Annotated in this window: 20 protein-coding genes and 1 tRNA gene; 10 read left to right on the top strand and 11 right to left on the bottom strand. The window is 68.2% G+C overall.

The genetic code is table 11. The annotated features are described in order from the left end of the window. Positions 1-122 precede the first annotated feature (122 nt). Both ACRSCF_RS23000 and ACRSCF_RS22995 read right to left on the bottom strand, forming a co-directional pair. Entirely contained in the window at positions 123-1,655 is a 1,533-nt protein-coding gene (locus ACRSCF_RS23000; protein ID WP_244386671.1) for an ArnT family glycosyltransferase, read from the bottom strand. Between the two features lie 191 nt (positions 1,656-1,846). Continuing rightward, complete coding sequence (locus ACRSCF_RS22995) at positions 1,847-2,764, bottom strand: LysR substrate-binding domain-containing protein (protein ID WP_016449796.1); 918 nt, start codon at positions 2,762-2,764, stop codon at positions 1,847-1,849. 227 nt (positions 2,765-2,991) lie between these two features. Here ACRSCF_RS22995 and ACRSCF_RS22990 point away from each other — a divergent pair, with 227 nt between their 5' ends. The 5 genes from ACRSCF_RS22990 to ACRSCF_RS22970 all read left to right on the top strand — a co-directional run bounded on the left by ACRSCF_RS22990 (position 2,992) and on the right by ACRSCF_RS22970 (position 8,864). Beyond that, entirely contained in the window at positions 2,992-3,960 is a 969-nt protein-coding gene (locus ACRSCF_RS22990) for a Bug family tripartite tricarboxylate transporter substrate binding protein (RefSeq protein WP_244386669.1), read from the top strand. Positions 3,961-3,976: 16 nt separating this feature from the next. Then, positions 3,977-5,647: an FAD-dependent monooxygenase gene (locus ACRSCF_RS22985; RefSeq protein ID WP_244386667.1), complete on the top strand. Its 1,671-nt coding sequence runs from the start codon at positions 3,977-3,979 to the stop codon at positions 5,645-5,647. A 145-nt stretch (positions 5,648-5,792) separates the two neighbouring features. After that, positions 5,793-6,908, top strand: coding sequence for a porin (locus ACRSCF_RS22980; RefSeq protein ID WP_244386665.1), 1,116 nt, complete (start codon positions 5,793-5,795; stop codon positions 6,906-6,908). Between the two features lie 77 nt (positions 6,909-6,985). Continuing rightward, entirely contained in the window at positions 6,986-7,822 is an 837-nt protein-coding gene (locus ACRSCF_RS22975; protein ID WP_017405613.1) for a fumarylacetoacetate hydrolase family protein, read from the top strand. 76 nt (positions 7,823-7,898) lie between these two features. Continuing rightward, the gene (locus ACRSCF_RS22970; RefSeq protein WP_034366642.1) at positions 7,899-8,864 is read left to right on the top strand and encodes a VOC family protein; all 966 of its coding nucleotides are present in this window, start codon (positions 7,899-7,901) and stop codon (positions 8,862-8,864) included. 107 nt (positions 8,865-8,971) lie between these two features. Here the strand turns inward: ACRSCF_RS22970 and ACRSCF_RS22965 are convergent. From ACRSCF_RS22965 to ACRSCF_RS22930, 8 genes are all read right to left on the bottom strand, one after another. Beyond that, positions 8,972-9,059, bottom strand: a tRNA-Ser gene (locus tag ACRSCF_RS22965). A gap of 101 nt (positions 9,060-9,160) precedes the next feature. Next, on the bottom strand, positions 9,161-11,458 hold the full coding sequence (locus ACRSCF_RS22960; RefSeq protein ID WP_012204029.1) for an NADP-dependent malic enzyme: 2,298 nt from the start codon (positions 11,456-11,458) through the stop codon (positions 9,161-9,163). A gap of 185 nt (positions 11,459-11,643) precedes the next feature. Beyond that, a complete protein-coding gene (locus ACRSCF_RS22955; protein ID WP_034366640.1) occupies positions 11,644-13,131 on the bottom strand; it encodes a nucleobase:cation symporter-2 family protein in 1,488 nt (495 codons plus the stop codon). Between the two features lie 404 nt (positions 13,132-13,535). After that, on the bottom strand, positions 13,536-14,828 hold the full coding sequence (locus ACRSCF_RS22950) for a M20 family metallopeptidase (protein ID WP_016449789.1): 1,293 nt from the start codon (positions 14,826-14,828) through the stop codon (positions 13,536-13,538). Beyond that, positions 14,825-16,600: a 2-oxo-4-hydroxy-4-carboxy-5-ureidoimidazoline decarboxylase gene (gene uraD / locus ACRSCF_RS22945; protein ID WP_034366638.1), complete on the bottom strand. Its 1,776-nt coding sequence runs from the start codon at positions 16,598-16,600 to the stop codon at positions 14,825-14,827. Before uraD ends, ACRSCF_RS22950 begins: the two co-directional genes overlap by 4 nt. 6 nt (positions 16,601-16,606) lie before the next feature. Next, positions 16,607-17,563, bottom strand: coding sequence for an allantoinase PuuE (gene puuE / locus ACRSCF_RS22940; protein WP_013803714.1), 957 nt, complete (start codon positions 17,561-17,563; stop codon positions 16,607-16,609). Then, positions 17,560-18,237 (bottom strand): GntR family transcriptional regulator, encoded by a 678-nt coding sequence (locus tag ACRSCF_RS22935; RefSeq protein WP_012204034.1) that lies wholly within the window; start codon positions 18,235-18,237, stop codon positions 17,560-17,562. Before ACRSCF_RS22935 ends, puuE begins: the two co-directional genes overlap by 4 nt. Positions 18,238-18,323: 86 nt before the next feature. Continuing rightward, entirely contained in the window at positions 18,324-19,247 is a 924-nt protein-coding gene (locus ACRSCF_RS22930) for a LysR family transcriptional regulator (RefSeq protein WP_016449787.1), read from the bottom strand. A gap of 124 nt (positions 19,248-19,371) precedes the next feature. Here ACRSCF_RS22930 and ACRSCF_RS22925 point away from each other — a divergent pair, with 124 nt between their 5' ends. From ACRSCF_RS22925 to ACRSCF_RS22915, 3 genes are all read left to right on the top strand, one after another. Continuing rightward, positions 19,372-20,478 carry a tartrate dehydrogenase gene (locus ACRSCF_RS22925; protein WP_034366636.1) on the top strand — a complete coding sequence of 369 codons (1,107 nt, stop codon included), beginning with the start codon at positions 19,372-19,374 and terminating at the stop codon, positions 20,476-20,478. Between the two features lie 52 nt (positions 20,479-20,530). Beyond that, positions 20,531-21,511 carry a tripartite tricarboxylate transporter substrate binding protein gene (locus ACRSCF_RS22920; protein ID WP_016452626.1) on the top strand — a complete coding sequence of 327 codons (981 nt, stop codon included), beginning with the start codon at positions 20,531-20,533 and terminating at the stop codon, positions 21,509-21,511. A 104-nt stretch (positions 21,512-21,615) separates the two neighbouring features. Beyond that, positions 21,616-22,938 (top strand): glycerate kinase type-2 family protein, encoded by a 1,323-nt coding sequence (locus ACRSCF_RS22915; protein WP_244386663.1) that lies wholly within the window; start codon positions 21,616-21,618, stop codon positions 22,936-22,938. Positions 22,939-23,021: 83 nt separating this feature from the next. Here the strand turns inward: ACRSCF_RS22915 and ACRSCF_RS22910 are convergent, their stop codons facing one another. After that, complete coding sequence (locus ACRSCF_RS22910) at positions 23,022-23,939, bottom strand: LysR family transcriptional regulator (RefSeq protein WP_016449783.1); 918 nt, start codon at positions 23,937-23,939, stop codon at positions 23,022-23,024. A 120-nt stretch (positions 23,940-24,059) separates the two neighbouring features. Between ACRSCF_RS22910 and gcl the strand changes: the two genes are divergently transcribed. Beyond that, positions 24,060-25,850 (top strand): glyoxylate carboligase, encoded by a 1,791-nt coding sequence (gene gcl / locus ACRSCF_RS22905; RefSeq protein WP_016449782.1) that lies wholly within the window; start codon positions 24,060-24,062, stop codon positions 25,848-25,850. 241 nt (positions 25,851-26,091) lie between these two features. Next, positions 26,092-26,892 carry a hydroxypyruvate isomerase gene (gene hyi, locus ACRSCF_RS22900; protein ID WP_034366635.1) on the top strand — a complete coding sequence of 267 codons (801 nt, stop codon included), beginning with the start codon at positions 26,092-26,094 and terminating at the stop codon, positions 26,890-26,892. Positions 26,893-26,917 lie beyond the last annotated feature (25 nt).

The raw sequence follows: 26,917 nt of genomic DNA, 5'->3' as shown, positions 1-26,917 counted from the left end.
TCATAGGGCTGGCCCAGCATGTCGATGAGTTCTTCGCAAGGGGATTTCATGGGCACGGTGGAGATTCTCAGCACTGGAATCGTGCAATGCCGACAGGCGCGGCCGGCAAGCAGCGTATTCGTTCAGCTTTCGACGCAGTTGCCCGCATCCTCCTGCGGCGGGGTGACACGCCAGTAAAGGGAGGGAAAGCCTTCGCCCACCGGCTGGTGTCCGGGCGGCTGCGATGCCGCCAGCTGCAGATGCAGCACCCCGCAGGCATCCACCATGTGCTGGGAAATCCAGGGGCTGATGTCCATGCGGCCATCGATCAGCACCAGCGGCTTTTCGCGCAGCTTCAGGGCCAGGGCCTTGGCCTCGGCCGTGGGGCCTGCGATCACGCGGATATCGCCGCCCAGCGCCTCGCGCGCGGGTTCGGCAAGCGCCTGGCTCAAGGCCTTTGAATCGAAGTTTCTCCAGTGCCGGCTGTTAAGCCGCAATTCACTGCGCGCCGAGGTCATCTGGGCCACGAGCAGCAAGGCCAGTTGAAGCGCCACGAAGCACTTGATGGCGGTGGTGATCGATATGCGCGACGGCTGCAGCCTGGCACCGGCCAGCTCCATGGCGACGGGAACGGCCAGCAGCAGAAAGGGCGTGCCCCAGTGCAGCTGCAGCGACGAGCCCGCAAAGATGCCGATGGCGCAGGTCAGCACGATGGGCGTGAGGCCAAAGCACAGGATCAGCGCCCGCGATGCATCGGCTGTCCCGGGACGCTGCGGTGTGTCCTGCGGCGCAAGGCGGCTGCGGCGGTGCAATGCCATCACCAGTCCCAGCAGCACCCAGGCCAGCAATGCGCGGTTGAACAGCTGGTCGGCCAGCCAGTGCAAGGTATTGAGCAGTCTTGCGCCGCCGCCCAGGCTGGCGCCCAGCGAGGATTCGGTGGCATAGCGGATGGGGCCGAAGTCGTTCAGGAACAGCCAGTACAGGTGCGGCGAGATGATGGCCAGCGAAATGGCAGCTGCCAGTGCCAGGCCGATGACATGGACCCGCTCGCGCCAGGCTCCGCAAGCGATCCAGAACAGGAACACGGCCACGGCGGCCAGGATCATCTGGTACTTGGCCAGTGCGCCCAGGCCCAGGCAGCAGCCCAGGGTCGCCCACCAGTGCAGTTGCCTGCTGCCCACCGCACGCCACACCAGCAGGGCACTGGCCACGAAGAAGGGCATCAGCACCACTTCATGGTTGAAGAAGTGCAGCCGCTCGTTGTAGTAGGTGATGCACAGGGCCGCCAGCAGGGCCAGCGTGGCATGGCGGCTGCCGCGCAAGGTCTGCATCAGCTTCCAGAAGACAAACAGGCCGGCCAGCGTGAAAAGCGCGCCCGTCACATAGCTGGTGCGGGCAGACAGTCCGAACACATTGACCGGCACCGAGAACAACCAGGTCGGCAGCGGTGGATGCTTGTAGTAGCCCCATTCCAGGCTGTGCACCCAGGTCAGCTGCTCGAGGTTGTCCTTGGGTGCCGTGAGGCTGGAGCTGTCGATCTGCAGCAGCCAGACCACCGTAAAGAGAAGGAGGCCGATGAGGACCTTGATGTCCAGGGAAAGCGACGGTGCGGGCATGGCCAGCGGAGCGCTTCGCGTGATCGTGCTCGCTGCTTGTGAGGGGACGGGATGGGTCATAGGAAATGCCAGCGGCGATGACAAGTGCGCTGGCACAGGGGAAATTCCCAGGAAGGCGGTCGAACGGGAGCTTCAGCGTTGGCTACGGACTCTTGGCTTACGCGAGGCGCTATGAGTCCGGCAGAATATGTCTGCCTGGTCAATGCAATGTAAAGATTGTGTGAAGATATTGTGGAGACGCCGGCCGCGGCTCAGGCGCCGGCCGGCTCGCCGAAGTCGTGGACTGCCGCGCGCAGCAGCAGCATCGACAGGCGTTCCGCGGCGGGCGTCAGGGGCAGCGCAGCACGCGTGACCTGCACGATGTCGGGTGCCATCAGGCTCTCGCGCACGGCAATGGGCTCCAGTACACCGTTGAAGAGGGGCGTATCGGCCCACTGGCGCGGCAAGAAGGCGAGGGCGTCGCTGCTGGCCAGCAGCGCCAGCAGGGCCATCAACGATTCGGCGACCGTCACCACGCGCGGGCTGCGCAGGCCGAGCGCGGAGAACTGCTCCTCGAACTCTTCCTCGCGGCGCTCGCGCAGGCCGGTGACGATCCAGTCCGCCTCCAGCAACGCCTGCAGGCTGCCCGCGGTGCGCAGCGGATGGCCGCGGCGGGCCAGCACGACACGCTCGTTGCGGTGAACCAGGGCCACCTGGTAGCTGGCGCTCAATTGCCTCTCGGGCCGGGGGCCCAGATAGAAGTCCAGCCGACCGTCGCGCAGCGCCGGCTCGACGGCCGGGAACAGGCCTTCGACGAAACGCAGGTGCACATCCGGCCAGTCGCGCCGGAACTGGGCATAGGCGCGGGCCAGCAGCGACAGCACGGGGGCGCTGGACAGAGCGACGGCGACATGGCCCTGCATTTCGCCGCGCGCCTGGGCGGCCTCCTCGCTGCCGCGACGCAGTTCCTCGAGCGCGGCCTGCGCGCGCAGCAGGAATCGCTCGCCCGCCACGGTCAGCGATACCCCGCGCGCATGGCGCTGGAACAGCGCCACGCCGAGCTCGGCTTCCAGCTCGCGCACGCTGCGCGTCAGTGCCGGCTGGGTCAGGCCCAGGCTGCGGGCGGCGCTGCGCAGGCTGCGTGCCCGGGCAACGGCGACGAAATTGCGAAGGTGATGAAGTTTGGGCATCGGTCGGAGCGTGTTTATGCCCGTTTCCGAGCGCGCCAAGGCCAGGGGATTTCCCGCAGGGGCCGTGCATGCGGGCTCCGCCGCGCCTGAGCCGCTGCGGAACGCTCCAGTGATAACGACCATGCATCGCTGAGGCGTTTCTGCCCTCTGCCGCAGCCGGCCTGCCAGACCTAGCATGCCCTCCATAACGTCGGCACAGCCCGGCGACTCCATAGGAGACAAGCAGCATGAGCATTAGGAAATGGGCCGGCGCCTGTGCGCTGGCAACCCTGGCGGCGGGCTCCGTCGCCGCGCAGACGGCCGCCGGCGGCACGGTGCGCATCACCAGCGCCTTTCCCGCGGGCAGCGGCCCTGACGTGGTGGCCCGGCTGGTCGCCGACAAGCTCTCGGCGCAATGGAGGCAGCCGGTCGTCGTCGACCCCCGGCCGGGTGGGGCCGGCGTGGTGGCCATCAATTCGATGAAGAACGCGCCGCCCACGGGCAACGACCTGGTGGTGGTGGACGTAGGCCACTTGTCCATCAATCCGCTGGTCTTGCGCAAGCTGGCCTATGACCCGCAAAGCGAGCTGACGCCGGTGGCGCTGCTCTACAAGACCGCCTTCTTCGTGGTGGTCGGCGCGCAAAGCCCCTTCCACAGCCTGGCCGAACTGATGGCGGCGGCGCGGCGCAAGCCCGGCATGACCTATGGCTCCAATGCGGTGGGCGGGCCGCTGCATCTGGGCGCGGCCCGGGCCGCGACCGCCATGGGTGTCGAAATGATGCATGTCCCCTACAAGGAGACTTCGCAGCTGTACGCCTCCGTGTCGACGGGCGAGGTGGACTGGGCTTACGGCAGCATTGCGACGTCCGGCCCCCTGCAGCAGGCTGGCAAGCTGCGCTTTCTTGCCGTGGCGGACAGCCAGCGTTCCCCGGCGCTGCCCGATGTGCCGACCGTGCAGGAGGCCGGTGGCCCGGCCGGCATCGATGCGCTGACCTGGGTCGCGCTCATGGCGCCCAAGGGCACGCCGCCGGCCGTCGCCGAGCGCATCAACGAGGCGGTGAACCGGGCCCTGTCCGCGCCTGACGTCAGGGATCGCCTGGCCGGTTTCGGCTTCTTCACCAGCATCGGCCCTGCAAGGCAGGTTGCCGACCTCATGCAGGCCGACCGCGAGCGCTATGCCGAAGTGCTGCGCCGCGTCAAGGTGACCGTCGATTGAGCCCCGGGGAGACGCCATGAAGACCGAAGTTGCGATCATCGGAGGAGGGCCCGCAGGGCTGATGCTGGCCATCGAGCTGGGCTGCAGGGACATACCGTGCGTGCTGATCGAGGAGCGCAGCGGGCCGCCGACGCTGCCCAAGGCCAATGCCACCTCGTCCCGGACCATGGAGCATTACCGCCGCCGGGGCTTTGCCGACCAGGTGCGCAGGCTGGGCCTGCCGCCCTCGCACCCCCAGGACGTCGTCTATTGCACGCGGCTCACGGGGCCCGAGCTGGCGCGCTTTCGCATTCCCTCGGCCGAGGAGGCCGCCTCGGGCACGGCCTATGGCGACTACGGGGAACAGGCCTGGCCGACGCCCGAGCTGCCGCATCGGGCGCAGCAGATGTTCATCGAGCCCGTGCTCAGGGCGCAGGCCGAACGCCATGCCAGCGCCGTGCTGCGTTTTGGCCTGAGGGCCGAGGCGGTGCGGGACACCGGTTGCGCAGTCCAGATCGAATGCCGCGAGCCGGACACGGGCCGTACCGAGTTGCTGCAGGCCGCCTATGTGGTCGGCTGCGACGGGCCGCGCAGCCTGGTCCGCCAGGCCATGGGCGTCGTCTACGCAGGCCATGGCAGCGAGCGGCGCGATTTCCTGGGCGGCCAGATGATGTCCATCTACTTCCGCGCTCCCGGTCTGTACGGGCTGATCGGCAAGCCCAGGGCCTGGCAGTACTGGGCCGTCGGTCCCGGGCAGCGCGGCCTGCTGTGCGCCATCGACGGCGTGGACCGGTTCGTGCTGATCGTGCAGCTGCCCCAAGGCACCCAGCCTGCCGATTTCCATCCGCAGCAGGCGCTGCAGGCCGTCGTCGGCCGGCCTTTTGCGCACGAGCTGATCGCGCTGACCCCCTGGAACGCGGGCTATGCCCTGGTGGCCGAGCGCCTGCGGCACGGCAGGATGTTCATCGCCGGCGATGCGGCGCACCTGTTCACGCCCACGGGCGGCATGGGCTACAACACCAGCGTGGACGACGTCGTGAACCTGGGCTGGAAGCTGGCGGCGGCCATCCAGGGGGCGGCCGGCCCGGCGCTGCTGGACAGCTATGAGGCCGAGCGGCGGCCGATCGCCCAGCGCAACACCAGTTTTGCACGCAGCATGGCCGACAGCATCGGATGCCTGCCGGTCACGGCCGCAGTGGAGCAGGAGGGTCCTGCGGGCGACGGCGCCCGCCATGCGCTCGGGCAGGCACTTTCGGAGCATGTGGCACGCGAGTTCAACATCCCGGGGCTGCAACTGGGCCTGCGCTATGCCGACAGCCCCGTCGTCGCCCGGGAGTTGGCCGAGCCCCCGCCGGACGAGCCCAACCGCTACCTGCCTGGCGGCTATCCCGGCACGCGCGCTCCGCATGTGGCAACGGGGCCGGACCGGTCCCTGCTCGATGACTTCGGACGCGATTTCACACTGCTCGCATTCGGCCCGGACGGCCCGGACGGGCTGGAACGCTGGAGGCAGGCTGCTGCGCAATACGGCATCCGGCTGGATGTGGTGATGAGCGAAGACGGGCAGACGCGTGCGCTGTATGGCGCCGACCGCGTCCTGATCCGCCCGGACCACCACATCGCCTGGCGCGGCGACGGTGCGGCGCAGCCGACCGAGGTCATGGCGCTGGCGCTGGGCCATCGCACCCCGCCGGTGGGGCCCGGCTAGCCCCGGCCCATCCGGCCGCCTGCTCCCCGGGCCGTCCGGCCTTGCGCTTTCGTGACCCTGGCCAGTCCGGCCGGGGGACGCCGGCCTGCGCCTGAGTCTGCGCTTTCGCCGTCCTTGCCGACATCCATCACTTTCAGGAGACAACATGCCACACCCCTCCTTTCCTGTTCGCGCCGCGCTATGCTTGGCCGGTGCTGCTGCCGTGCCCTCGGCACCCGCCCTGGCCCAGGCCGTCACGCTCTATGGCCTGCTCGATGCATCCGTCGAGCACCTGACCGATGTGGGCCAGGGAGGCGCTTCGCTGAACCGCATGCCGGGCCTCACCGGCAGCGTGCCGTCGCGCATCGGCCTGCGCGGCTCGGAGGACCTGGGCGGCGGCCTGCGTGCCCTGTTCACGATGGAGCAGGGCCTGGCGCTCGACGCGGGCGTGCTGAACCAGGGCGGGCGCGCCTGGGGGCGCCAGGCCTTCGTCGGCCTGTCCGGCGACTGGGGCAGCCTCACACTGGGGCGCCAGTACACCATGCTGTACTGGTCCCAGCTCGATGCGGACATCCTCGGCCCGAATGCCTACGGTGCGGCCTCGCTGGACAGCTACTTGCCCAATGCGCGCGCGGACAACGCGCTTGCGTGGCGTGCCGGCCTTGGCGGCTTCACCGTCGGCGCGACCTACAGCCTGGGCCGTGATGCCGTCAATGCGGGCCCCGGTCCCGCGGGAACCAACTGCCCCGGCGAGCAGCCGGGCGACTTCAGCGCCTGCCGGCAATGGTCGGCAATGCTCAAGTACGAGGCCAAGGCCTGGGGCATCGCGCTGGCCGTCGATGAAATCCGTGGAGGCCCCGGCGCCTTCGCAGGCCTGACCAGCAGCGCGCGCAAGGACCGTCGCTCCACCGCCGCGGGATGGGTGCGCTGGGGGGCATGGAAGCTCGGCGCCGGGGTCATTGCCCGCCACAACGACGGCCGTCCCGACGCGCCACGCAGCGATCTCTGGTACCTGGGCGCCAGTGTCGCCGCCACACCGGCCCTGACCCTCGACGCGCAGGCCTTGGATCTGCGTTTCAGGCGAAGCGACGACGGGGCCCGGCTCTTTGCCCTGCGGGCCCAGTATTCGCTGTCCAAGCGCACCACGCTGTATGCGACCGCAGGGCATCTGTCCAACGAGGGAGCACTTGCGCTGTCGGTCAGCAATGCGGCGCCAGGCGCCGCGCCCGCCCCCGGGCGTTCGCAGAACGGCTTCGCTGCCGGCGTGCGGCATAGCTTCTGAGGCTCAACCCGCATGCAGGGCCCGCGTCCCGATCCATTTCCTTCCCACTTCCCACCTCCCGTTCCAGGAGACAGACCATGAAACTGATACGCCACGGCGCCAGCGGCTGCGAGAAGCCCGGCGCCATCGATTCCCAGGGCCAGGCGCGCGACCTGTCGGACCTGGTGCCCGATTTCACGCCCGAGTGGATGGCGCCCGGCAGGCTGGCCGCGCTGGCCGCCGTCGATCTGCAGCGGTTGCCGCTGGTGGCGCATGGCAGCCGCCTGGGCGCCCCTGTCGCCGGCACGCGCCAGTTCGTTGCCATCGGGCTCAACTACCGGCGGCATGCCGAGGAGTCGGGTCTCGACATTCCGAAGGAGCCCGTGGTCTTTCACAAGGCGCTTTCATCGCTGGCCGGGCCGGACGACGAGGTGCGCCTGCCCGAAGCGTCGGTTGCCACCGACTGGGAGATCGAACTGGGCTTTGTGATCGGCACGCGCGCAAGCCGCATCCCCGTGGAAGGTGCGCTCGCGCATGTGGCCGGCTACCTGCTGGCCAACGACATCTCCGAGCGTGACTGGCAGATCAAGCGCAACGGCCAATGGGGCAAGGGCAAGAGCTTCGATGGCTTCGGCCCGGTCGGGCCGTGGCTGGTCACGGCCGACGAGCTGCCCGACCCCCAGGCCATCGAACTGACGCTGTCCGTCAACGGCGAGGTCATGCAGCGCAGCAGCACGGCAGACATGATTTTTCCGGTGGCCTGTCTCGTGTCCTATCTGAGCCAGTTCATGACGCTGCTGCCCGGCGACCTTGTCATCACCGGCACGCCTGCAGGTGTCGGCCTGGGCATGAAGCCGCCCCGCTTCCTGAAGTCCGGCGATGTCATGACGCTGGACGGCGGGGTTCTTGGGCGGCAGCTCCAGCGGGTGCGGTGATGGCCTCGCCCGCCCACCGGCCGCGTGGCGCTGCCCGCCGGTCTTCGCACAGTGAACATGCAAAGGAGGGGACACCATGAGCGGCCTTCCCACGCCATCTGGAACGGCATCCGGCACGGCCGGGCAGCCGGCCGTGCATTCGATCGATGAGTTCGTCTTCAGCGTGCCCGATCTCGAAGCGGCGCGGCATTTCTACGCCAGTTTCGGGCTCGAGGTGCGCGACATCGACGGCGCGCTGGCGCTGCACACCTACGGGCACCCCCACCGCTGGGCGCGGGTGCTGGAGGCCGCAACGCACAAGCGGCTGCAGTGGCTGAGCCTGGGCATCCATGCGGCCGATCTCGATGCCTTCTCGCGCCGGATCGACGGCGCGGGGATCGCACGCATTCCTGCGCCGGCCGGTGCGCAGACCGACGGTATCTGGATCGCCAGCCCCGACGGGGTGCCCATCCAGCTGCGTGCAGCCGCCAAGAGCTCTCCGTCGGCGCCCGCACCGCACGAGCTGCCGCCGGCCTGCTGCAATGCCGGCCGCGCGCCGGCTCGCAGCCTCATGCCGCAGATCCGGCCGCTGCACCTGTCGCATGTGCTTTTGTTCTGCGCCGACGTGGATGCCGCGCTGGCGTTCTACACCGATGTGCTGGGACTCAGGCTCTCGGACCGCTCGGGCTCGGTCATCGCCTTCCTGCACAGCCCGCACGGCAGCGACCATCACCTGCTGGCACTGGCCGCATCGCATGGACCCGGCCTGCACCACAGCAGCTGGTGCGTGCCTTCTGTCGATGCCGTGGGCATCGGCGCCCGGCAGATGGCTGAGGCGGGCTATACGCAGGGCTGGGGCGTGGGCAGGCATGTGCTGGGCTCCAACTTCTTTCGCTATGTGCGCGATCCGTGGGGCAGCTTCGCCGAGTACTCCTGCGACATCGACTTTGTCGAGGCGGGCGCGGTGTGGCCTGCGGCCGACCATCCTCCCGAGGATTCGCTCTACGTCTGGGGGCCGGACGTGCCCGCCGACTTCGTCACCAACCACGAGCCGCCACGCTGAGGTGCCCGCCAATGCCCCAGACGCAGGAACGCCCCGCTGCCTTGCGGCATCGGGGCGCTGTGCAACATGGCCGGCTCTTTGGCCGCCTGTCGGTTGATACAAGGATCTGGCGGAGGCTGTGAGATTCGAACTCACGGACGGTTGCCCGTCGGCAGTTTTCAAGACTGCTGGTTTAAACCACTCACCCAAACCTCCGAAGCTGCGTATTCTAGCCGGGCTTATGCCGCTCCTGCCGGGGCAGGGGGCGTAAAAAAGGCGCCCCTGTGAAGGGGCGCCTTTTTTGGGTGCGGCGCTGATCAGCCGCGGGCAGCGATGGCCTGGGCTGCGGCCAGGGCCGTCATGTTGACCACGCGGCGCACGGTGGCGGAGGGGGTCAGCACATGGGCTGCGGCAGCGCCGCCCAGCAGGATGGGGCCGATGGTCGTGCCGTGGCCGCCCGTGGTCTTGAGCACGTTGAACAGGATGTTCGCGGCGTCCAGGTTGGGGCAGATCAGCACGTTGGCCTCGCCGTGCAGCGAGGACTCGAGCAGGGCGCGGTCGCGGATGGCTTCGGACAGGGCGGAGTCGCCGTGCATCTCGCCATCGCATTCCACGTCGGGGTTGGCGGCGGCGAACAGGTCGCGCGCGGCGCGCATCTTCAGCGCCGAGGGGCGGCTGGACGAGCCGTAGTTGCTGTGCGACAGGAAGGCCACCTTGGGCGGCAGGCCGAAGCGGGCCACTTCCTCGGCCGCCAGGCGGGCGATGTCGGCCAGCTCGGTGGCGTTGGGCGCCTCGTTGATGTAGGTGTCGGCGATGAACAGCGTGCCGCTGTCCAGCATCACGGCGTTGACGGTGGCGAACTCGCCGGCGCCTTGCTTGAGGCCGAGCACGTCGCGCACATGGGCCAAGTGGCTGTCGAACTTGCCGACCAGGCCGCAGAGCATGGCGTCGGCATCGCCCAGGTGGACCATGAGCGCGGCGATCAGCGTGTTGGAGCGGCGCACGGCGGCCTTGGCCGTCTCGGGCGTGACGCCGTTGCGGCCCATCAGGCGGTGGTAGGTTTCCCAGTACTGGCGGAAGCGCGGATCGTCCTCGGGGTTGCAGATCTCCACGTCCTTGCCCAGCACCAGGCGCAGGCCGGCCTTGGCGATGCGGGCCTCGATCACGGCGGGGCGGCCGATCAGGATGGGCTTGGCCAGGCCGTCATCGACGGCGACCTGGGCGGCGCGCAGCACGCGCTCGTCCTCGCCTTCGGCATAGGCCACGCGCTGCTGGTTGGCCTTGGCAGCGGCGAACACCGGACGCATGAACATGCTGGTCTGGTAGACGAAGCGGGTCAGGCTCTCGCGGTAGGCGTCGTAGTCGGCGATGGGGCGGGTGGCGACGCCGGACTCTTCGGCAGCCTTGGCCACGGCCGGCGCGATGCGCAGGATCAGGCGGGTGTCGAAGGGCGTGGGGATCAGGTAGTCGGGGCCGAACTTCAGCTCCTTGCCCTGGTAGGCAGCGGCGACTTCATCGCTGACGTCCTGCTTGGCCAGTGCGGCGATTTCGCGCACGCAGGCCAGCTTCATGGCTTCGGTGATCTTGGTGGCGCCGCAGTCCAGCGCGCCACGGAAGATGTAGGGGAAGCACAGGACGTTGTTGACCTGGTTGGGGTAGTCCGAACGGCCCGTGGCCATGATGCAGTCCGGGCGCACGGCCTTGGCCAGCTCGGGGCGGATCTCGGGTTCGGGGTTGGCCAGGGCCAGGATGATGGGCTTGTCGGCCATGGTCTTGACCATGTCGGCAGTGAGCACGCCGGGAGCCGAGCAGCCCAGGAAGACGTCTGCATCCTTGACGGCATCGGCCAGGGTGCGGGCGTCCGTCTTTTGCGCGTACTGGGCCTTGGAGGCGTCCAGGCCACCGGGGCGGCCTTCGTAGATCACGCCCTTGGAGTCGCACATGAAGACGTTTTCGCGCTTGACGCCCAGGCCCACCATCACGTTCACGCAGGCGATGGCGGCGGCGCCGGCACCGGAGACGGCGATCTTGACGTTGCCGATCTGCTTGTCCACCAGCTCCAGCCCGTTGAGCAGGGCGGCGCTGGAGATGATGGCCGTGCCGTGCTGGTCGTCATGGAACACGGGGATGTTCATGCGCTTGGACAGCTCCTGCTCGATGTAGAAGCACTCGGGCGCCTTGATGTCCTCGAGGTTGATGCCGCCCAGCGTGGGTTCGAGCGAGGCGATGATCTCGATCAGCTTGTCCGGATCGCGCTCGGCCAGTTCGATGTCGAACACGTCGACGCCGGCGAACTTCTTGAACAGGCAGCCCTTGCCTTCCATCACCGGCTTGCCGGCCAGCGGGCCGATGTCACCCAGGCCCAGCACGGCCGTGCCGTTGGTGATGACGCCGACCAGGTTGCCGCGCGCCGTGTATTCGGCGGCCAGCGAGGGGTCGGCCTGGATGTCCAGGCAGGGGTAGGCCACGCCGGGCGAATAGGCCAGCGACAGGTCGCGCTGGTTGGACAAGGGCTTGGTGGGCGTGACGGAGATCTTGCCCTTGTTGGGGCTGCGATGGTATTCGCGGGCTGCGTCGCGCAGGGCTTGTTCGGCGTTGGACAGGTTTTGGGTCATACAGGAATTCTCTGCAAATGCTCTCGGAGCTTACCGGATAGCTACAGCCTATGAGGGTCAGGACAGTTTTGCCTCAGGGATTTCGACAACAAGCCCCCTGGCGCCTATGGACGGCAGGGGGCGCACAGCCCGGCGGGTAGGCCGGGCGATTGTTGGGCGTGCCCGCCAGGGCGGGCACTGTTTCATCAGTGGGCGTCTGCCTGGCGTGCGGCCTGGACGGCAGCAGAGGTATCGCTGCTGGCTCCGTTGAAGAAAATGTTCAATGCCACCGCGGTAATCGAGGCCAGCAGGATACCGGATTCGATCAACGGATGAATGGCGTGGGGCATCCATTGGCGGAAATTCGGCGCCACCAGCGGAATCATGCCCACGCCGATGGACACGGCAACGATCATGGCGTTGTTGCGATTGGTCTGGAAATCCACGTTGCTCAGGATGCGGATGCCGGTGGAGGCCACCATGCCGAACATCACCAGGCCCGCGCCGCCCAGCACCACGGTGGGCAGGGACTCGACCAGGGCGCCCATCTTGGGCAGCACGCCCAGCACGATCAGGATCACGCCGCCGGCCACGCAGACCCAGCGGCTCTTGACGCCGGTGACGGCGACCAGGCCCACGTTCTGCGAGAAGCTGGTGTAGGGGAAGGTGTTGAAGATGCCGCCGATCAGCGTGCCCAGGCCGTCTGTGCGCAGGCCGCGCGTCAGCTCGTCCTGGCTGATCTTGCGATCGGTCATGTCGCCCAGGGCCAGGAACATGCCGGTGGACTCGATCATCACCACCACCATCACCAGGCTCATGGTGAGGATGAGGATGGGGTCGAACACCGGCGTGGCGATCTCGAAGGGCAGCACCATCGTGAACCATTCGGCCTTGGCGACCTTGCTGAAGTCCATCAGGCCCATGGCCACGGACAGCACGCCGCCGATCAGGATGCCCATGAGCACCGAGACGTTGGCCAGGAAGCCCTTGGCAAAGCGCGCGATCAGCAGGATGGACAACAGCACGATGGCCGAGATGCCCACGCCGGTCAGGTCGCCGTACTTGGGGTTGGGAATGGTGGGCACGACCGCGAAGCCCTTGGGCACGGGCGGCAGCGAGGAGCCTGGCGCGCCGGCCGTGGCCTGGGCGTCGGCCAGCCATTTCAGGTGCTCGGGGTTGGGCACGCTGGGCGCGGTGGGGCCGACGGGGTTGCCGAAGATCCAGTTCACGCCCACGCGCATCAGGCTGATGCCGATGACGGCAATGATGGTGCCGGTCACCACGGGCGGGAAAAAGCGCAGCATGCGGCTGATCAGCGGGGCGATGAGGATGGATACGATCCCCGCCCCGATCACCGAGCCGAAGATCAGCCCCGCCCCCGCCGAACCGCCCGTGGTCTGCGCCATGGACACCATGGGCGCCACGCTGGCGAAGGTCACGCCCATCATCACGGGCAGCTTGATGCCGAACCACTGGGTCGCGCCCATGGCCTGGATCAGCGTGATCAGGCCGCAGCAAAACAGGTCGGCCGAGATCAGGTGGGCCACCTGCTCGGGCGGCAGGTTGAGTGCGCGGCCGACGATCAGGGGCACGGCCACGGCGCCCGCATACATCACGAGAACGTGCTGCAGGCCCAGCGCCGTGAGCTTGCCTGCGGGCAGCATCTCATCGACGGGATGAACGGAAGATTGCATGGGGATTTGTCTCCTCGGGATTTATGGGAACGGACGCCGGCGTGACAGGGTTTGGCACCAACATCCATACAAAAAGTGTATACAGATCATGGGAAATTTCTGCTCCCGGTAAACCCTGTTGCGGCAGTCGCGCCAACCCGTTTTGGTGCGCATCGCCTGCCAGGGCGGGAGTGCCATGGTGCATTGCAAGATGGATGCCAGCCGCCAGGCAAGCGCCAAGCAAGCAACAGGCACCGTGCTGGTGCCTGGCGGCCGCTGTGGCGCGGCTCGGGCGTGGTTCGGGCGCGGCTCGGGTGCACGGCATGGGCTGCGGAGGTGCACGCGCCCCGATGCGGTGCCCGGACGCAAAAAAGCCCGGCGGCGCCGGGCTTGGGGGTCAGGCCTTGATGCGGGCCGTCAGGCGGTCAGGCCGTCAGGTCGCACAGCATGCGCGCGATGACCTTGGTGGCGCGGCGCAGGTCCTCCAGCACCAGGCGCTCGTCGGCGCGCTTGGCATGGGACTCCAGCACGGTGCGCGGGCCGGCACCGTAGATCACGCCGGGAATGCCACGCTCCACGTACAGGCGCACGTCGGTGTACAGCGGCGTGCCCACAGCCGGGGGCTTTTCGCCGAAGACGGCTTCGCCATGGGCCTGGATGGCGTCCACCAGGGGCTTGTTGCCGGCCAGCGGCGTCATGGCATTGGCCAGCAGCAGGCGCTTGATGTCCACGCGCACGGCATCCTCGCCCGTGTAGCCGCCCTTGGCGTTGAAGTCGGCAATGGCCTGGGCAATGACGGCGCGGATGCTGGCCTCGACCTCGGCCGGGTTTTCCTCGGGGATCATGCGGCGGTCGATCTTGAGCACGACCTTGCCGGGCACCACGTTGGTGTTGGTGCCGCCTTCGATGCGGCCGATGTTCAGGTAGGGGTGCTTGATGCCCGGCACCTTGGAGGTCACCTGCTGGTACTTGGTGTTCTCGGCGTACAGCGCGTTCATCAGCACCACGGCGGCCTGCAGCGCGTCCACGCCCGTGTGGGGCACGGCGGCGTGCGCCATCTTGCCCTGCACGGTCACTTCCATCTGCAGGCAGCCGTTGTGGGCGGTGACGACTTCGTAGCTGAAGCCGGCCGCGACCATCAGGTCGGGTTGGGTGAGGTTGTTGGCCAGCAGCCAGCCGGGGCCCAGGATGCCGCCGAATTCCTCGTCGTAGGTGAAGTGCAGTTCCACCGCGCCCTTGGAGGGCTTGGCCACGGCTTCGAGCGCACGCACGGCGTAGGTGAAGGTGGCGAAGTCGCTCTTGCTCACGGCGGCGGCGCGGCCATAGAGCTTGCCGTCCTCGATGGCGGCGCCATAGGGGTCCTGGGTCCAGCCCTCGCCGGGCGGCACCACGTCGCCGTGGGCGTTCAGCGCAATGGTCAGGCCGCCGCCGGCGTCACCTGCGCTGCCGTAGGGGCGGCGCACGATCAGGTTGGTGATGGATTCCATGCCGTAGGCCTTGACCTCGGCCTCGGGCACGGTGTGCTTCTCGGCCTCGTAGCCGAAGGTCTTGAGCAGCTCGGCCGTGCGCTCGGCGTGGGGGGCGTTGTTGCCGGGCGGGGTGTCGGTCGGAACCTGGACCAGGGCCTGCAGGAATTGCACCTCTTCATCGAAATGCTGGTCGATCCAGGCGTCCAGGGCGGCGTAGGTGGCTTGCTTGTCTTGGTTCATGTTGGTCATTGCTGCTCTTGGGCCAGTTGGTTCAGTACGTGGGAGAAGGCATCGACGGACAGTTGCATGTCGTCGGCGGTGGAGCTTTCCAGCGGGTTGTGGCTGATGCCGGCGTTCAGGCCGCGTACGAACAGCATGGCCTGGGGCATGATTTCATGCAGCTTCATGGCGTCGTGGCCGGCGCCGCTGGGCATGCGGTACAGGGGCACGCCCAGGGCGTCCACGGCGGCTTCCCAGCGCTGCTGCCATTCGGGGGCGCTGGGGGCGGCGGCGGCCTTCATGGCCAGCTCGGTGCTGTAGCGCAGGCCACGGCGCTGGGCGATGGCCTCGATCTCGGCCAGGATGTCGGCCACCATGGCGTCGCGCTGCTCGTTGGTGGGCGCGCGCAGGTCCAGGCTGAACTGGCAGCGGCCGGGAACCACGTTGACCGAGCCGCTGGGCACATTGAGCTGGCCCATGGTGGCCACCGAGGTGCCGTCGCGCGCGGCGCGCTTTTCGATGTACAGCGCCAGCTCGGCCACGCCGCAGGCGGCATCGCGGCGGCGGTCCATGGGCGTGGTGCCGGCGTGGCTGGCCATGCCGATCATCTCGCAGATGTAGCGCGCGCTGCCGTTGATGGAGGTGACGATGCCCAGCGGGATGTCCAGCTCGTTGAGCACCGGGCCCTGTTCGATGTGCACCTCGATGAAGCCCAGGTAGCGGGCCGGATCGCGCTGCAGCTTCGGGATGTCGTCAATGCACAGGCCGGCATGCTGCATGGCCTCGCGCAGGGTGATGCCGTCGGCGTCCTTTTGCTCCAGCCATTCCTGCTTGAAGTCGCCGATCAGCGCGCCCGAGCCCAGGAAGGTGGCCTTGTAGCGCTGGCCCTCCTCTTCCGCAAAGCCCACGACCTCGATGTGGAACGGCAGGCGCCTGCCCTGGCGGTGCAGCTCGCGCACGCAGGCCATGGGCACGAAGATGCCCAGGCGGCCGTCGTACTTGCCGCCGTTGCGCACGGTGTCGTAGTGGCTGCCGGTCAGCAGGGTCTTGGCATCGTCGGTGGCCGCCTTGTAGCGGCCCACGACGTTGCCCACGGCGTCGATCTCGACCTCGTCGAAGCCGCAGTCGCGCATCCAGTGGCTGATGCGCTGGGCGCAGGCGCGGTGGGCGTCGGTGAGGTAGGTGACGGTGAGCTGGCCCTTTTCGGCATAGCCGGGGTCGCTGTGCTGGGCCAGCTTTTCCTGCCAGTCCCAGACATCGTTGCCCAGCTCGGGCGTGTATCCGAACTTGTCGTTCAGGCGGATCTCGGCAATGCGGTGGATGTTGCGCAGCGCCTCGCCCAGCTCGAAGTCGGGGTGGTTGTGCAGGCGGCGCTCGAAGGTCTCGATGATCTCTGCCTTGGCCAGGCCCGCGCCGCGCGGACCGCGCACGGCCAGGATGAAGGGAAAGCCGAAGCGCTTGCCGTACTCGGCGTTGAGCTTGCGGATGTGCTCCAGCTCCTCGGGCGTGCAGCGGGTCAGGCCGGCCTTGTTCTGCTCGTTGGTGGATTCGGCCGTGAGCGTGTTGGTCTCCATGGCCTTGCCGGCCAGCTCCGGGTGGGCGCGGATCAGGTCGAGCTTGGCCTGCACCGGCGCCTTGTCCAGCACCTGGGCCATGGCGTACTTGATCTGTGCCAGCGAGCGGAAGGGGCGCCGGGCCAGCGCGGCCTCGGCAATCCAGGGCGAGTGTTCGTACAGGCCGTCGAGCAGACCGGTGGCGGTGGCCAGGTCGGCGGCATTGAGTTGTTCCAGCGTCAGAGCCATGCTGCGTTATTCCTTGTCGGGATGGTGGTGCGCCCAGTGGCGCGCGAGGTCGATGCGGCGGCAGACCCAGACCTTGTCGTGCCGCTGGATGTGGTCCAGAAAGCGCTGCAGTGCCGTGATGCGGCCGGGGCGGCCCAGCAGGCGGCAGTGCATGCCAATGCTCATCATCTTGGGGGAGTCATCGCCGGCCGGATCGCCCTCGGCGTAGAGGGCGTCGAACGTGTCCTTCAGGTATTGGAAGAACGGGTCGGCGTGCGAGTAGCCCTGGGGCAGGGCGAAGCGCATGTCGTTGCAGTCCAGCGTGTAGGGCACGATGAGCTGGCTGCGGGTGCTGCCGTCGCTCCTGCCGACCTTCATCCAGAAGGGCAGGTCGTCGCCGTAGTAGTCGCTGTCGTAGGCGAAGCGGCCGTCGTCGGCCACCAGGCGGTGGGTGTTGGGGCTGTCGCGGCCCGTGTACCAGCCCAGGCCGTGGTCGCCATCGTGGCCATACAGCTCGCCGAAGATCTCCATGCACTGGCGCATGTGCTCGCGCTCGACCTCGGCGGGAATGTTCTGGTAGTGGATCCACTTGAGGCCGTGGCAGGCCACTTCATGGCCCAGCTCGTCGAAGGCCTGGGCCAGCTCGCGGTGCTTTTGCAGGGCCGTGGCCACGCCGAACACGGTCAGCGGCAGGCCGCGCTTCTCGAACTCGCGCAGGATGCGCCAGACACCGGCGCGCGAGCCGTACTCGTAGATGCCTTCCATGCTCATGTGGCGCTCGGGGTAGGCGGCCGGATTGAACATTTCGGACAGGAACTGCTCGCTGGCGGCATCGCCATGCAGCACGCAGTTCTCGCCGCCCTCTTCGTAGTTGAGGACGAACTGCACGGCCACGCGGGCCTGGCCGGGCCAGCGGGCGTGGGGGGGCGTGCGACCGTAGCCGATCAGGTCGCGGGGATAGGGGGCAGTGGCGTCGTAGGTCATGCGGATACGGAGGAAAGGGCCATCGAAAGATCGCTGGTCGGCATGTCGCGGTCGAAGGTCAGGCCGGCTTCCACGTGGTCCAGGTGCTGCTGCATGAGCTGCACGGCATGGTCGGCGTCGCCGCCGGCCAGGGCCGTGACGATTTCGGCATGCTCGTCATGGGAATGCTCGGCGGCCGTGCTGGACTGGTACATCAGCGTGATCAGCGCGCAGCGCGAGATCAGCTCGCCCAGCAGCTGGGCCAGCACCTCGTTGCCCATGAGTTCGGCCATGCGCACGTGGAAGTCGCCCAGCAGCTCGGTGCGCTGGCCGACGTCGTTGCCGTCCATGGCCTTTTTCTCGGCCGCCACGTGCTGCCGCAGCGCGCGGATCTTGGCCGGCGTGCTCTGGGCGATGAAGGCGCGCACCATCTCGGCCTCGAGCATGCGGCGCACGGCGAAGACCTGGCGCGCCTCGTCCACCGAGGGCGTGGCCACGAAGGCCCCGCGCGCGGGTTCGAGCCGGATCAGGCGGTTTTGCGACAGCTGGAACAGCGCCTGGCGCACCAGGGTGCGCGAGACGCCGAAATGGTCTGCCAATTTCTGCTCGGCCAGCTTGGTGCCGGGCAGAAGACGGTGTTCGACGATGGCCCGGGTCAGGCTCTCGACAATGAAACTGGTGGTGGAAGTCTCCATCCGGCCATCATAGCGGCTGGCCACAAGAGTTGTATACAGTTTCTGTCTACTGCTTATTGGCGTTTCCCCGCATACGGCATGCCTTTTCAGAAACCGGGCGCGGCCGTATCGAAGTGCCGTGCCAGGTGCTCCACAAAGCGCTGCACGCGCTGGGTTGCCGCATGCCGCTGCGGATAGACCACATGGATGTCGGCCGGTGCCGTGGCATGGTCGGCCAGCACCTGCACCAGGCGGCCGCTGCGCAGGTAGCGGGCGATATCCCATTCGGCCCGCATGACGATGCCCAGGCCGGCCAGGGCCCAGCCCACGGCGATCTCGCCATCGTTGGTGCTCAGGCTGTCGCGCAGGCGGATGGCTTCGGTCTTGCGGCCGGGGCCGTTGTGGGTGAAGCGCCAGACGCCGTGGGCGTCGTCGCCCTGGCGGATGTCGATGCAGTCATGCTGCATCAACTCGCGCGGGGTGGCCGGCGTGCCGCGCCGCGCCAGGTAGGCGGCAGACGCGCACAGCAGCCGCCGGTTGGGCGCCAGGCGCCGCGCGATGACGCGCGCGTCCGGCGGCTCGCCAAAGCGTATGCACAGGTCGAAGCTGTCATCGACCAGGGGCGGCGGCGAGGCCGACAGCTGCAGCTGCACCTGGATCTGCGGGTGCCTGCGCACGAAGCTGGCGATCAGCGGCGCGATATGGCTGCGCCCGAATCCCAGCGTGGCATTGATGCGCAGCAGGCCCTGCGGCTGCCCGGGCATGCCGGCCACGGCCTGCTCCATGGCGGCAATGTCGTCCAGGATGCGCCGCGCATGGGCCAGGTAGGTCTGGCCCTCATCGGTCAGGCCCAGGCGCCGCGTCGTGCGGCTGACCAGCTGCACGCCCAGCCGCGCCTCCATCTGGGACAGGCGCTTGCTGGCCGCCGGCGTGGTGATGCCCAGCTCGCGGGCCGTGGCCGACAGGCTGGCGCTGCGGGCCAGCAGGCAGAAGAAGGCCATCTCCGATGGCGCCGAGACGGGTGTGCTCATTGTTGAATCAAAGTGAACGATGCCATCACTCTAGAGGCGCGCGCGGCGTTGTTCCATCGATAGATTCACGGACAAGGCCATGGAACCGCATGGCGCTTCATCCACCGTAATCCAAGGAGCCCTCATGACAAAGACATACCGCATCGCCTGCATTCCCGGCGATGGCATCGGCAAGGAAGTGGTGCCCGCAGGGCAGGAGGTGCTGCAGGCGCTGGCCGAAACCCAGCCCGGCCTGGGCTTTGCCTTCACCAGTTTCGGCTGGGGCGGCGACTGGTACCGCGCGCACGGCGAGATGATGCCGGCCGACGGGCTGGACGCGCTGCGCGGCCAGGACGCCATCCTGTTCGGCTCTGCCGGCGACCCGCACATTCCCGACCATGTCACGCTGTGGGGCCTGCGCCTGAAGATCTGCCAGGGGTTCGATCAGTACGCCAATGTGCGGCCCACGCGCATCCTGCCCGGCATCGATGCGCCGCTCAAGCGCTGCGCACGCGAGGACCTGGACTGGATCATCGTGCGCGAGAACTCCGAAGGCGAATACGCGGGCGTGGGCGGCCGCGCCCACCAGGGCCATCCCATCGAGGTGGCCACCGACGTGAGCATGATGACCCGCGCGGGCGTGGAGCGCATCATGCGCTTCGCCTTCCGCCTGGCGCAGTCGCGGCCGCGCAAGCTGCTGACGGTGATCACCAAGTCCAACGCCCAGCGCCATGCCATGGTGATGTGGGACGAGATCGCGGTGCAGGTGGCCGCCGAGTTTCCCGACGTGCGCTGGGACAAGGAACTGGTGGACGCGGCCACGGCGCGCATGGTCAACCGCCCCGCCTCCCTGGACACCCTGGTCGCCACCAACCTGCATGCCGACATCCTCAGCGACCTGGCGGCCGCGCTGGCCGGCAGCCTGGGCATTGCGCCCACGGGCAACATCGATCCGGAGCGCCGCTATCCCAGCATGTTCGAGCCCATCCACGGATCGGCCTTCGACATCATGGGCCAGGGCCTGGCCAATCCCGTGGGAACCTTCTGGAGCTGCGTGATGCTGCTGGAGCACCTGGGCGAGCACCGCGCCGCGCAGCGGCTGATGCAGGCCGTGGAGCAGGTGACGGCCGATGCCGCGCTGCACACGCGCGACCTGGGCGGCAAGGCCACCACGCGCCAGGTCACCGACGCGGTCTGCGCACGGCTGCGCGCGCAGACCGCCGAGGCCCAGGCCGAGCCCGTGCCTGCCTGAGCGCGCGCTGCATGGTCCGATAACCCACAAAAGAACAGACAGGAGACAAGCCATGAACCGCATCACCAGGGTTGCCGCAGCGTGCGCGCTGGCCGCCGCCGCCATTCCAGCCGCCATGTCTTCGGCCTGGGCCCAGGCCTGGCCGGCGCGCCCCGTCAACCTCATCGTGCCGTTTCCCGCAGGCGGCACCACCGATGTGCTGGCGCGCGCGCTGGGCCAGGAGCTGTCCAAAAGCCTGGGCCAGCCCGTGGTCGTGGAAAACCGCCCCGGCGCGGGCGCCACCCTGGGCGCCGACCATGTGGCCAAGGCGAAACCTGACGGCTACACCCTGCTCATGGGAGCCGTGCACCACACCATTGCCACCAGCGTCTACCGCAGGCTGGGCTATGACTTCCAGAAGGACCTGGCGCCCATCACCGTGGTGGCCGTGGTCCCCAATGTGCTGGTGGTCCATCCGCAGGTGCCCGCCAAAACCGTGCAGGAGCTGCTGGCCCAGGCCCGGGCCCAGCCCGGCAAGCTGGCCTATGGCTCCAACGGCGCGGGCACGGGCCAGCACCTGATCGGCGCGCAGTTCGAGTCCATGGGCGGCGTGCAGCTGCTGCACGTGCCCTACAAGGGCAGCGGGCCGTTGACCACGGATCTGCTGGGCGGGCAGATCGCCATGTCCTTCGATACCGTCACGCCTGTGCTGCCCCACATCAAGGCCGGCAAGCTGCGCGCGCTGGCCGTGACCACGGCCCGGCGCTCGGTGGCCCTGCCCGATGTGCCCACGCTGGACGAGGCCGGCCTCAAGGGCTTCGACATGGGCACCTGGTTCGGCGTGCTGGCACCGGCCGCCACGCCCAGGGAGGTACTGGCGCGGCTGGGCGCAGACATGAACCGCATCATCGAGTCCCCGCAGTTCCGCAGGAAGATGGAAGAGATAGGCGCCGAGCCCATCGGCGGATCACCCGAGCAGATGGCGCGCCAGATCCGCGACGACACCGACCGCTTCGCCAGGCTGGTCAAGGACGCCAAGGTGGCCCTGGATTGAGTTGAGTTGGCGCGAGGAACGAGGCCGGGCGAATCAGTTGTGACTTGACCGCATGCCACCGCCGGTGCAGGAAATTCCATAATGCCCGGCGGAGACAACACACCATGACCAGCACCACGGACCTGCACCTCACCGATCCCCAAGCCTTTCTGCTCGACCTCTACCGCGCTGCGGTCAAGGATGCGCAGCCCCTGTACAGCATGGCCCAATGCCTGCCAAAGCCTCCCAAGGGCCGCACCCTGGTGCTGGGCGCGGGCAAGGCCGGCGGCTCCATGGCCCAGGCGCTGGAGGCGCTGTGGCCGGCGGACGCGCCGCTGTCCGGCCTCGTGGTCACACGCTACGGCCACATCCCGCCGCGCCCCGAAGGGCTGGCGCAGCGCATCGAGGTGGTCGAGGCCGCCCACCCCGTGCCCGATGCGGCAGGCCTGGCCGCCGCCGAACGCATCCTCGCGCTGACCGAAGGGCTGACCGAGGACGACCTCGTGCTGTGCCTGATCTCGGGCGGCGGCTCGGCCCTGCTGACCCTGCCGGCCGAAGGCATCGACCTGGAGGAGAAGCAGCGCATCAACCGCGCCCTGCTGGAAAGCGGCGCCGCCATCGGCGAGATGAACTGCGTGCGCAAGCACCTGTCGCGCATCAAGGGCGGGCGCCTGGGCGCGGCCTGCGCGCCCGCGCGCGTGGTCACGCTGACCATCAGCGACGTGCCGGGCGACGACCCCTCCATCATCGCCAGCGGCCCCACCGTGCCCGATGCCAGCAGCTGCGCCGACGCGCTGGCCATCCTCGCGCGCTACCGCATCGAAGTGCCCGAATCCGTGCGCCGCGCGCTGGAGGCGGGCGAGCTGGAAACCCCCAAGCCCGGCGACGCGCGCTTCGACGGCCACGAGGTCCACATGATCGCCACGCCCCAGCACTCGCTGGAGGCGGCCGCACGCGTGGCCGAGGCCGCAGGCCTGCGCGCCCATGTGCTGTCCGACGAGATCGAGGGCGAATCGCGCGAAGTCGCCAAGGTCCACGCCGCCCTGGCGCGCGCCGTGTCCCGCCACGGCCAGCCGTTTGCAAAGCCCTGCGTGATCCTGTCCGGCGGCGAAACCACGGTCACCATCCGGCAGCGCCCGGCCGGCACGCCCAAGGGGCGCGGCGGCCGCGCGGGCGAGTTCTGCATGGGCCTGGCCCAGGCCCTGCAGGGGCAGGAGAAGGTCTGGGCGCTGGCGGCCGATACCGATGGCATCGATGGCGTGGAAGACAACGCGGGAGCGCGCGTGTCGCCGGATACGCTGGCGCGGGCCCAGGCCCAGGGCATGCGGATTGCCGAGTACCTGGACCGCAATGATGCGTATGGGTTCTTTGATGCGCTGGGGGATCTGGTGGTGACCGGGCCCACGCATACCAACGTGAATGACTTCCGGGCGATTCTGGTTCTCTAGGTTTTTGCTCCTGCCGGGTGGTTGTTTTTCGAGGCCGGGACGTGCGCCCGGCCACTTGTTTCAGGCCCGCTTGCTTCAGGCGCTCACGCCCCGCGCGGCAGCGTCTCCCACCATTCGGCATCGAACCGCCCCTGCAGGAAGGCGATGAAGGACTGCACCTTCTGCGGCACCAGGCGCGGCGAGGGGTAGACGGCGTGGATTTCCTGCTCGGGCAGGCGGCAGGTCTTGAGGACTTCGACCACGCGGCCGGCCTGCAGCGAGTCGTGGGCCACGTAGCGGGGCAGGGCGGCGATGCCCATGTGCGAGCGTGAGGCCGCCAGCAGGGCCGAGAGGTTGTTGGAGCGCAGGCGGCCGGTGACGGGCACGGACACGGGCTCGCCGCTGGCGTTGCGCAGGCGCCAGAGGTCGTTGCCCTGCACGCTGCTGTAGATCAGCGTGGCGTGCTCCTTGAGGTCCGAGGGGCGGCGCGGCGTGCCGCGCTTGCGCAGGTAGGCGGGCGAGGCCACCAGCACCCAGGGGTTCACGCCCAGGGTGCGTGCGCCCAGGCTGGAGTCGGCCAGCTTGCCCAGGCGCAGGGCCACGTCGATGCCGTTGGCCACCAGGTCGGTGTAGCGGTCCTCGAAGCTCAGGTCGATCTGCACCTGGGGGTTGTGCGTCATGAACTCCAGCGCCAGCGGGATCAGCACGCGCCGGCCGAAGGCCACCGAGCTGCCGATGCGCAGCTGGCCCTGCACCTGGGTCTGTCGCACCTGCACCACCTTGTCCGCCTCGGCCACGTCGTTGACGATGGTCTTGCATTTCTCGTAGTACAGCGCGCCCGCTTCGGTGAGGCTCACGCCGCGCGTGTTGCGGTTGAGCAGGCGCACCTTCAGGCGCGTCTCCATGGCCGCGACCTGCTTGGTCACCGTGGGCTGGGTGGTGGCGAACTCGTGCGCGACCTTGGTGAAGCTGCCGGTCTCCACCACGCGCACGAACATGTGCATGGCATCGAGTCTGTCCATGGTGCTGTCTCCTTTTTCATTGATAGTTATTCCTGCACGGAATAAATTTTATGGTCTGTGCAGGCGTTCCACCAACAGGCCCGTCTGCCTAGAGTTGTCTCCAGTTTGAAGGAGACCTCCATGGCGAAAATGAAAGCAATCGAAGCCGCAGTCCGCGTGCTGGAAAAAGAAGGCGTCACCGTCGCATTCGGCGTTCCCGGTGCCGCCATCAACCCGCTGTACGCAGCGCTCAAGGACCATGGCGGCATAGGCCATATCCTGGCGCGCCACGTCGAAGGCGCAAGCCACATGGCCGAGGGCTACACCCGCGCCGTGGCCGGCAACATCGGCGTGTGCATCGGCACCAGCGGCCCGGCCGGCACGGACATGATCACGGGCCTGTACTCGGCCAGCGCGGATTCGATTCCGATCCTGTGCATCACGGGCCAGGCGCCGCGCTCGCGTCTGCACAAGGAAGATTTCCAGGCCGTGGACATTGCCTCCATCGCCAAGACCGTGACCAAGTGGGCCACCACGGTGCTGGAGCCGGCCCAGGTGCCGCGCGCCTTCCAGCAGGCCTTCCACCTGATGCGCTCGGGCCGCCCCGGCCCCGTGCTGATCGACCTGCCCATCGACGTGCAGCTGGCCGAGATCGAGTTCGACATCGATACCTACGAGCCCCTGCCTGTCTACAAGCCTGCCGCCACGCGCAAGCAGGTGGAAAAGGCCATCGCCATGCTCAACGAGTCCGAGCGTCCGCTGCTGGTGTCGGGCGGCGGCGTGATCAACGCCGATGCGTCCGAGCTGCTGGTGGAGTTCGCCGAGCTGCTGGACGTGCCCGTGATCCCCACGCTGATGGGCTGGGGCACCATCCCTGACGACCACCGCCTGATGGCCGGCATGTGTGGCCTGCAGACCAGCCATCGCTACGGCAATGCCACCATGCTGGCCTCCGACTTCGTGCTGGGCATCGGCAACCGCTGGGCCAACCGCCACACGGGCTCGGTCGAGGTCTACACCAAGGGCCGCAAGTTCGTGCACGTGGACATCGAGCCCACGCAGATCGGCCGCGTGTTCGCGCCCGACTACGGCATCGTCTCGGATGCCGGGGCGGCGCTGCAGCTTTTCGTGGAGGTGGCGCGCGAGTGGAAGGCGGCTGGCCGCCTGAAGGACCGCAGCGGCTGGGTGGCCGAATGCCAGGCCCGCAAGAACAATGTGGAGTACCTGCGCAAGACCAATTTCGACAACGTGCCCATGAAGCCGCAGCGTGTCTACCAGTGCATGAACCGCAGCCTGGACAAGGACACCTGCTACGTCTCCACCATCGGCCTGTCGCAGATTGCCGGCGCGCAGTTCCTGCATGTCTACAAGCCGCGCAACTGGATCAACTGCGGCCAGGCCGGCCCGCTGGGCTGGACCGTGCCGGCCGCCCTGGGTGTGCGCGTGGCCGACCCGGCCCGCAAGATCGTGGCGCTGTCGGGCGACTATGACTTCCAGTTCATGATCGAGGAACTGGCCGTGGGGGCGCAGTTCAAGCTGCCCTACATCCATGTGCTGGTCAACAACAGCTATCTGGGCCTGATCCGCCAGGCGCAGCGCGCCTTCTCCATCGACTACTGCGTGCAACTGGCCTTCGACAACATCAATGTCGACGACAAGGAAGAGTCCAAGGGCTACGGCGTGGACCACGTCAAGGTGGTCGAGGGCCTGGGCTGCAAGGCCATCCGCGTGCACCGTCCCGAGGACTTCGCGCCCGCCATGCAGCAGGCCGAGGCCTGGATGGCAGAGCACCGCACGCCGGTCGTCGTCGAGGTCATCCTGGAGCGCGTGACCAACATCTCCATGGGCGCCGAGATCGACAACGTGATCGAGTTCGAGGACCTGGCCGCAGCGCCTGCCGACGTGCCCAGCGCCCTGGCCCTGCTGGATTGAAGCAAGGCACCCCCTGAGCGGCTGCGCCGCTTCCCCCTCTCTTCGGAGGGGGACGATGCCATCGCTGCGGGGCGGCCCTTGCCTGGCATCCCTGGCTGGCGCTGCGCCAATGCCTGCATTGCGGGCGGTGCAGGCACTCGGGGGTTCCGATTTCCATTGCCCCTTGGGCATTTTTAACGGCGGGGCGCCTTGCGTACCCTGCCGCTCCCAACCCACCAAACGACAACCGGAGACTTCTGACATGCCCCGTTTTGCTGCCAACCTCAGCATGCTGTTCACCGAGGTGCCCTTCCTCGACCGCTTCGAGCGCGCGGCGCGCGCCGGCTTCGAGGCCGTGGAATTCCTGTTTCCCTACGCCCATACGGTCGAAGAGATCAAGGAGCGCGTGGACGCCCACGGCCTGCAGATCGTGCTGCACAACCTGCCTGCCGGCGACTGGGATGCGGGCGAGCGCGGCATTGCCTGCCACCCCGACCGCGTGGACGAGTTCCGCGCCGGCGTGGCCAAGGCCGTGACCTATGGCCATGCGCTGGGCGTGCCCCAGCTCAACTGCCTGGCCGGCAAGGCGCCTGCCGGTGCCGATGCCGCGCTGCTGCGCCGCACCTTCGTGGACAACCTGCGCTTTGCCGCATCGGCGCTGAGCGCGGCCAATCTGCGCCTGCTGATCGAGCCCATCAACCCCTTCGACATTCCCGGCTTCTACCTGAACCGCACGGACGAGGCCCTGTCCATCCTCGACGAGGTGGGCGCGCCCAACGCCTTCGTGCAGTACGACATCTACCACGCGCAGCGCACCGAGGGCGAGCTGGCGGCCACGCTGCAAAAGCACCTGGCGCGCATCGGCCATGTGCAGCTGGCCGACAACCCGGGCCGCAACGAGCCGGGCACGGGCGAGATCAACTACCCCTTCCTGTTCGCGCACCTGGACCGCATCGGCTACCAGGGCTGGGTGGGCTGCGAGTACAAGCCCGCGCGCGATACCGAATCGGGCCTGGGCTGGCTGGACGCCCGCACCAGCGTGCGCGCAGCAGTCGCCGCCTGAGCGCCGCCAAAGTTTTTTCAGCTTT

The sequence above is a fragment of the Delftia sp. 11MD genome, assembly GCF_050907895.1.
Lineage (GTDB): Bacteria > Pseudomonadota > Gammaproteobacteria > Burkholderiales > Burkholderiaceae_C > Comamonas > Comamonas tsuruhatensis.
The sequence above is the reverse complement of the archived record's forward strand: the minus strand, read 5'-3'. Positions and strand labels throughout refer to the sequence as shown.